This is a genomic window from Methyloglobulus sp., assembly GCF_046714055.1.
Taxonomy (GTDB): Bacteria; Pseudomonadota; Gammaproteobacteria; order Methylococcales; family Methylomonadaceae; genus Methyloglobulus.
In genome coordinates this window covers 1-4,869 of record NZ_JBKKBJ010000197.1, presented here as the reverse complement: position 1 = coordinate 4,869, position 4,869 = coordinate 1, and the positions used below count along the sequence as shown (strand labels likewise).

At 45.7% G+C, this 4,869-nt stretch carries 9 protein-coding genes; 3 read left to right on the top strand and 6 right to left on the bottom strand.

Going from position 1 to position 4,869, the window contains the following annotated elements; all coding sequences use genetic code 11:
* The first annotated feature begins 227 nt into the window (after positions 1-227).
* Both ACLQ6D_RS11685 and ACLQ6D_RS11680 read left to right on the top strand, forming a co-directional pair.
* A complete protein-coding gene (locus ACLQ6D_RS11685) occupies positions 228-722 on the top strand; it encodes a tetratricopeptide repeat protein (RefSeq protein ID WP_411727466.1) in 495 nt (164 codons plus the stop codon).
* 102 nt (positions 723-824) lie between these two features.
* A complete protein-coding gene (locus ACLQ6D_RS11680) occupies positions 825-1,124 on the top strand; it encodes a hypothetical protein (RefSeq protein ID WP_411727465.1) in 300 nt (99 codons plus the stop codon).
* Between the two features lie 275 nt (positions 1,125-1,399).
* Here ACLQ6D_RS11680 and ACLQ6D_RS11675 read toward each other — a convergent pair whose 3' ends face one another.
* The 3 genes from ACLQ6D_RS11675 to ACLQ6D_RS11665 all read right to left on the bottom strand — a co-directional run bounded on the left by ACLQ6D_RS11675 (position 1,400) and on the right by ACLQ6D_RS11665 (position 2,132).
* Positions 1,400-1,582 carry a hypothetical protein gene (locus ACLQ6D_RS11675; RefSeq protein WP_411727464.1) on the bottom strand — a complete coding sequence of 61 codons (183 nt, stop codon included), beginning with the start codon at positions 1,580-1,582 and terminating at the stop codon, positions 1,400-1,402.
* A 23-nt stretch (positions 1,583-1,605) separates the two neighbouring features.
* Entirely contained in the window at positions 1,606-1,755 is a 150-nt protein-coding gene (locus ACLQ6D_RS11670) for a hypothetical protein (RefSeq protein ID WP_411727463.1), read from the bottom strand.
* A 170-nt stretch (positions 1,756-1,925) separates the two neighbouring features.
* Positions 1,926-2,132: a hypothetical protein gene (locus ACLQ6D_RS11665; RefSeq protein ID WP_411727462.1), complete on the bottom strand. Its 207-nt coding sequence runs from the start codon at positions 2,130-2,132 to the stop codon at positions 1,926-1,928.
* Here ACLQ6D_RS11665 and ACLQ6D_RS11660 point away from each other — a divergent pair.
* Positions 2,131-2,262, top strand: coding sequence for a hypothetical protein (locus ACLQ6D_RS11660; RefSeq protein WP_411727461.1), 132 nt, complete (start codon positions 2,131-2,133; stop codon positions 2,260-2,262). The two genes, ACLQ6D_RS11665 and ACLQ6D_RS11660, sit on opposite strands and share 2 nt — an antisense overlap.
* A 34-nt stretch (positions 2,263-2,296) precedes the next feature.
* On the opposite strand, the gene ACLQ6D_RS11655 is transcribed toward ACLQ6D_RS11660, so the two are convergent.
* From ACLQ6D_RS11655 to ACLQ6D_RS11645, 3 genes are all read right to left on the bottom strand, one after another.
* Positions 2,297-2,545 carry a hypothetical protein gene (locus ACLQ6D_RS11655; RefSeq protein ID WP_411727459.1) on the bottom strand — a complete coding sequence of 83 codons (249 nt, stop codon included), beginning with the start codon at positions 2,543-2,545 and terminating at the stop codon, positions 2,297-2,299.
* Positions 2,546-2,740: 195 nt separating this feature from the next.
* Complete coding sequence (locus ACLQ6D_RS11650) at positions 2,741-2,986, bottom strand: hypothetical protein (RefSeq protein ID WP_411727458.1); 246 nt, start codon at positions 2,984-2,986, stop codon at positions 2,741-2,743.
* A 461-nt stretch (positions 2,987-3,447) separates the two neighbouring features.
* The coding region (locus tag ACLQ6D_RS11645) for a leucine-rich repeat domain-containing protein (protein WP_411727457.1) at positions 3,448-4,869 on the bottom strand (1,422 nt) is incomplete at its 5' end.

Here is a 4,869-nt window from a genome sequence, read left to right as displayed (position 1 = left end):
ATTCCCAAGATCGCCAGCACGGCTAGTCTGGCGAAACGGGATGGGAAGAATTCGATGAAAGGGAGCGACGCGTCCATTGCCACACCCCGCAATTTTTTAATGCGTCTCGTTATTGCCCACCCTCCAGTTTACGCCTTTCAGTAGAGCATAGCTGAAGTATCTTTCTAATCAGGAAGTTATATGTGAGTGGCCTTGCTTTGGGATGGCCCATAATCGGTCTGTTCACAATGGCAAATCAATCCGTCAGGCTTCGAAGGGGGCAGCAAGCGAGTTACGATGAGCCTACGGGATTTCGAGTATATGAACAGCCTATTGGTTGGATTCAAAAAGCCACTTTCGGTTTAGCTTTCGTTTGTCTTCTTATAGTTGTGTCCGTATTGAACATCATGGGGAAAAACGCTCAACAAGAGCCAACACCCAGTATTAGCCCAGAAATCTCTACTAACACAACTACTCAACCTGAACATCAAGCTAACAACGCTGAAGCAATATCTCAACGCGCATATGGATTGTATAACCAAGGTCGGTATGCAGAAGCCTTGCCACTTTATCAAAATTTAGCAGAACAAGGCGAGGCAAAAGCACAGACATTTTTAGGGTTTATGTACAATAATGGTGAAGGCGTAGCTCAGGACTATAACCAAGCCGCTTATTGGTATCGCAAAGCAGCAGACCAAGGCAATGCACAAACAATAAAGATGTTAAGCGAACTAAACCATTAGCGTGATTGCCAAATAAAAGCCTATACCTGTAGCAACTGGAGAATCATTGTATAGGCAAATTTGCCTAATAATCAGGTTAAACAACTTGCTCAAGGAGGCAAAATGAAGTTTCTGAAATCTCTAGCCGTCACTGTTCTTGTTTTTCCAACTGTTGTTATGGCTTGTTCATTTGATACGGATTGCAACCCAGGGACTAAATGTGCCAAAGAATCGGGTTCACTCTACGGCGTTTGTGTTGGCGGAATCTCTCCAGGCAATAGCAACGACAGCCAACCTGTCTATGCGCCACTTGATATAAATGGCACGTATGGCAACACATGTTCATTTAACACCGACTGTGGGCCGGGTTCTGCCTGTGTGAAGCAAGGTTGTATTGAAGGTGTTTGTATGAGGGGCAGGTAAATTGCCCCTCTTGATTCTTTGACGACACTCACGCCCATTTCCGTTGAGAGTAGATTCGGTGCGCGTAGATGACGATGCATCATTACCTGAGCCGCCACTTTCTAGTTTATAACTCGTGCGTATTAATTGCAGCTTTCCCGTTATTAGCCCATGCTTGGGTAGTTGATAATTACGATGACTGTGTTATAGAAAATATGAAACCAGGGCGGATATCTACCGCCGATGTATTTGCCATGCTGCGGAAAAAGGCTTGAGGTGCTGATAAACTAATTAGGTCATCTTAGTTCTAATAACCTCCGTGCGTTTTTGGCACGGTTCTTCTTGTTAATATATTCACCTAATGAATCTTCAGTAAGGTTACCCGATTCCATCGCTTGGCGCTTCAATAGCTCCAACTCTTCTTTGCTGAACAGTCCTTTTTGTTCAGGGGAATTTGCACGAACTTGGGCTTCTAGCATCTCCTGCTCTTGTTGCCTCTGGTTTATGACGGCATTTTGCCTTGCTTGCCTATTGAGGTCTTTGGTGTCCAGCGGATCGCCCTGTTTGTTGCACAGCCCCTGCTGTAGCTCACTTTACCGTTGATGACGCACTTTTCCAGGGCTGTCGCTTGCAATGAAAAAAAGATTAACACAATTAATAAATATGTTTCATGAGTTCCCCCCTAAACACTCTAACGCCTATTAAGTATAGCCAATATTTCGGCAAAACAATATCAATACTATTGAAACTTGAACTTGTCCTCAATAAATTTGAGCATAGCTGATAGTCAAGGTTGGTCTATGGAATGGTATCGTTTGATTTTTACTCCAAGTTAGTTTTCCCAGGCTTCATGCCCACGATTTGCACAAACATCACATCATCAAACCTAAGCTCACGCCCAGTTTTCGCAACCCAGTTAGCAAGTGCTTCTTCTTGGGTTTCGTAATCAGGAAAATAGATTATCAATGACGGCAATCCGGTGTTGCCCTGTGCCAGTTCCAACTTAGCTACCCTGGTTTTCAAGCTCATGGCGCAACTTCCGGCAATCCATCCTGGACACTATCCAGAAAAGCCGCCAGCCCTTTCGGTAGCTTGGCATTTTTCAACCGTTCCGTTAGCCGTGGGTTGCCCCATCGATCAAATCGATCAAATTCCCTAAACAGATTTCGTGGATGTGGCTTTTTTCCAGCTTTTCAACCCGCCGCTTGATGCTCATGCTGTAACCTCGCTAGGGTTTTATCTAGCCATTCCTTTGTGCGTTCTTGGGCTTTGGTTAACGGCCTATGCTGCGCTTTGGGTGTCGGTGGCATTGGTGTGCCTTCGTTATAGTGCCGCACCAAACCATTCAGCCATTGCCGGGTTTCTTCATTGGGTTCATGCGACTGCTCTGCCTTTGCTGAGTGCGTTATTTCCAACTTAGCCAATCTTGTTTTTAATGTCATGATAAGCATCTCGGAAGTTCGTCGATTATTTCCATATATTCCCTGGCTTTCATTAGCCGAGCAACACATTGATTTTGGGTTTTGCAGTCCGGGCAATTTGGGCAGGGGGCATTTACTAATTGAGCCTTTATGCGAGTTAGTTCTACCTGCGATTCTGCTTTTGACATTTTCTGAATCGGCCTGGATTTCTCCAGCTTAACCAGCCTGTTGTGTAAGCCCATCGCGCACCTTTTCTATTGCCTCAATCAACAATTTAGCATGGCCTATAGGAAGTTTCTTATTGTCGAACGAGCTAGGCATAGGCTTATCAGGCAATGGCGCACCTTCAAAAACATGACGACGATGTGCTGCAAACCATTCAGCCTCATCAATATCTTGTTGGGTAGGTTGCCTGAGCCGTGCTTGCGCCTCAAGTTTGTTCAGCCTGTTTTTAATGCTCATTTCTGGTTTTCCAAGGCTTCAATACGTTTGGCTAAGCCGTCAATTTCAACCAGCTTGCCCTGATTCGCCAAGGTGGAAATGATTTGCAACAATGCCTCAGTAAAGGAAGTCGTGCAATCATTACTCTGCGTTCATCCTTATGAAGAACCAGCTTATGAGATTTACAAAATATTGATGGTTGAGGATTTGTAAATCAGCAGATCAACAGGAGGTAATTAGGAACTAGGCGCATCGTTCGCGATTGATGGACTTCGTAACTCAGTCTATGGTCGTACATGTTTTCCATAAAATCACTACGAAAGTAACTCACCCCGTCTGCAATGTTTAACGAATGGGATGATTGCTCGGCACTGAAACATTCAGGACGGGGACATACCCCGTCCCGCTCAACTATAGTCTCTCTTTCTATTTATTATAGCTTTGCATCGTACCATAAAAAGCCAGCCCACCTTACCTGACACTTACAAGCTATAAATATTGCCCATTTTTAGCCTGGTCAGGTTGGGTAAGCTTTTTATGTTATTGATTTTCGAATCCTGTATATCCAGGGTTATTTGTCTGGCTTTGAGTGATGTTATTGTGCTGAGATCGGTGATTCTTGGACCTTTCAAAGCCAGGGTCAGCGTGGTAAGTTGTTTGAGTTCTGTCAAGGGGCTGAGGTCGGTGGTTTTTGAATTGCCCAAAGCCAAGGTCAGCGTGGTGAGTTGCTTGAGTTCTGGCAAGGTGCTGAGGTCGGTTATGTTTGAATTGCCCAAATACAGGGCCACCGTGGTGAGTTGTTTGAGTTCTGGCAAGATGCTGAGGTCGGTGATCTTTGGATCTCTCAAAACAAGAGTCAGCGTTGTGAGTTGCTTGAGTTCTGGCAAGACGCTGAGGTCGGTGATATTTGAATCGCTCAAATCCAGGGTCAGCGTGGTGAGTTGCTTGAGTTCTGGCAAGGCGCTGAGGTCGGTGATGTTTGAATTGCCCAAATACAGGGCCACCGTGGTGAGTTGCTTGAGTTCGCGCAAGTCACTGAGGTCGGCGCTGTTTATATCTCTCAAATCCAGGGTCAGCGTGGTGAGTTTCTTAAAATCCGCTAACCAGTCCAAATACCGGACATCCTTATCACTAATCGATAGTAATTGTAATTGCCCGGTATAATCCATAATGTCGCCAGGCAAGCCCCAATCCATTAAGGCACTGTGATATTTATTGTCAAGATAGCTTTGATAACTGTAGTACGCGAAAATCGGCACTAAGGCCATGACGGCAATCACTATCCCTAACATTTTTAGCTTCTGTTGCTTGCTCCGCTGTAAATAAACTCCCCTGTCGCGCAAATCCAGCTGCTGCTGGAATTGTCTTACCTTTTTTAATTCCTTGCCGCTTAATAGATAACGGCGGTTATTTCCGCTATTTTGCCAGGTAGCATAGGCGGTTTGTAACAGAAATTCCGCTTCGGCAACCGCGCTCAAAATCTTGCCGCCCAATTGCCTTAATGCCGGAATCAGGGTTTCGTGCGGCAGACGGTAACGCGGTGGGTCTACGGTAAGTTTTTCAAGAATGCGCATCTGCCCGCTGGCGAAGTAGTCCAGCGCGTACTGCAAATGCTCTGCCGGTAAGCCTGGACTGCTCGCGGCCAATTCAGCAACACTTTTACCTTCGGCTATGCGTTGATTGCGGTTGAGGTCGACACATTCCAGCAGGACTTTAAACAACGCTTCTCGCTCGGCAGGTTCGGGAAAGCGTTGCGTCAGTGCGTTGTTTAAAAAACTGGCATTGCTAATTATATATAGATACTGTATAAGTTTTGGGTCATTAACATGCACCGGGAGGTTGCGATGGATTGTCCAAAATGCGGGAAGCAGGCGAGTTGCAAAGACGGCCAAGTGAATGGGCGG

Excerpts from the sequence above, each read along its gene's own strand:
- ACLQ6D_RS11685 (WP_411727466.1), top strand. The coding sequence starts at position 228 with ATGGCAAATCAATCCGTCAGGCTTCGAAGGGGGCAGCAAGCGAGTTAC.
- ACLQ6D_RS11680 (WP_411727465.1), top strand. The coding sequence starts at position 825 with ATGAAGTTTCTGAAATCTCTAGCCGTCACTGTTCTTGTTTTTCCAACT.
- ACLQ6D_RS11675 (WP_411727464.1), bottom strand. The coding sequence starts at position 1,582 with ATGCTAGAAGCCCAAGTTCGTGCAAATTCCCCTGAACAAAAAGGACTG.
- ACLQ6D_RS11660 (WP_411727461.1), top strand. The coding sequence starts at position 2,131 with ATGGCGCAACTTCCGGCAATCCATCCTGGACACTATCCAGAAAAGCCG.
- ACLQ6D_RS11665 (WP_411727462.1), bottom strand. The coding sequence starts at position 2,132 with ATGAGCTTGAAAACCAGGGTAGCTAAGTTGGAACTGGCACAGGGCAAC.
- ACLQ6D_RS11655 (WP_411727459.1), bottom strand. The coding sequence starts at position 2,545 with ATGACATTAAAAACAAGATTGGCTAAGTTGGAAATAACGCACTCAGCA.
- ACLQ6D_RS11650 (WP_411727458.1), bottom strand. The coding sequence starts at position 2,986 with ATGAGCATTAAAAACAGGCTGAACAAACTTGAGGCGCAAGCACGGCTC.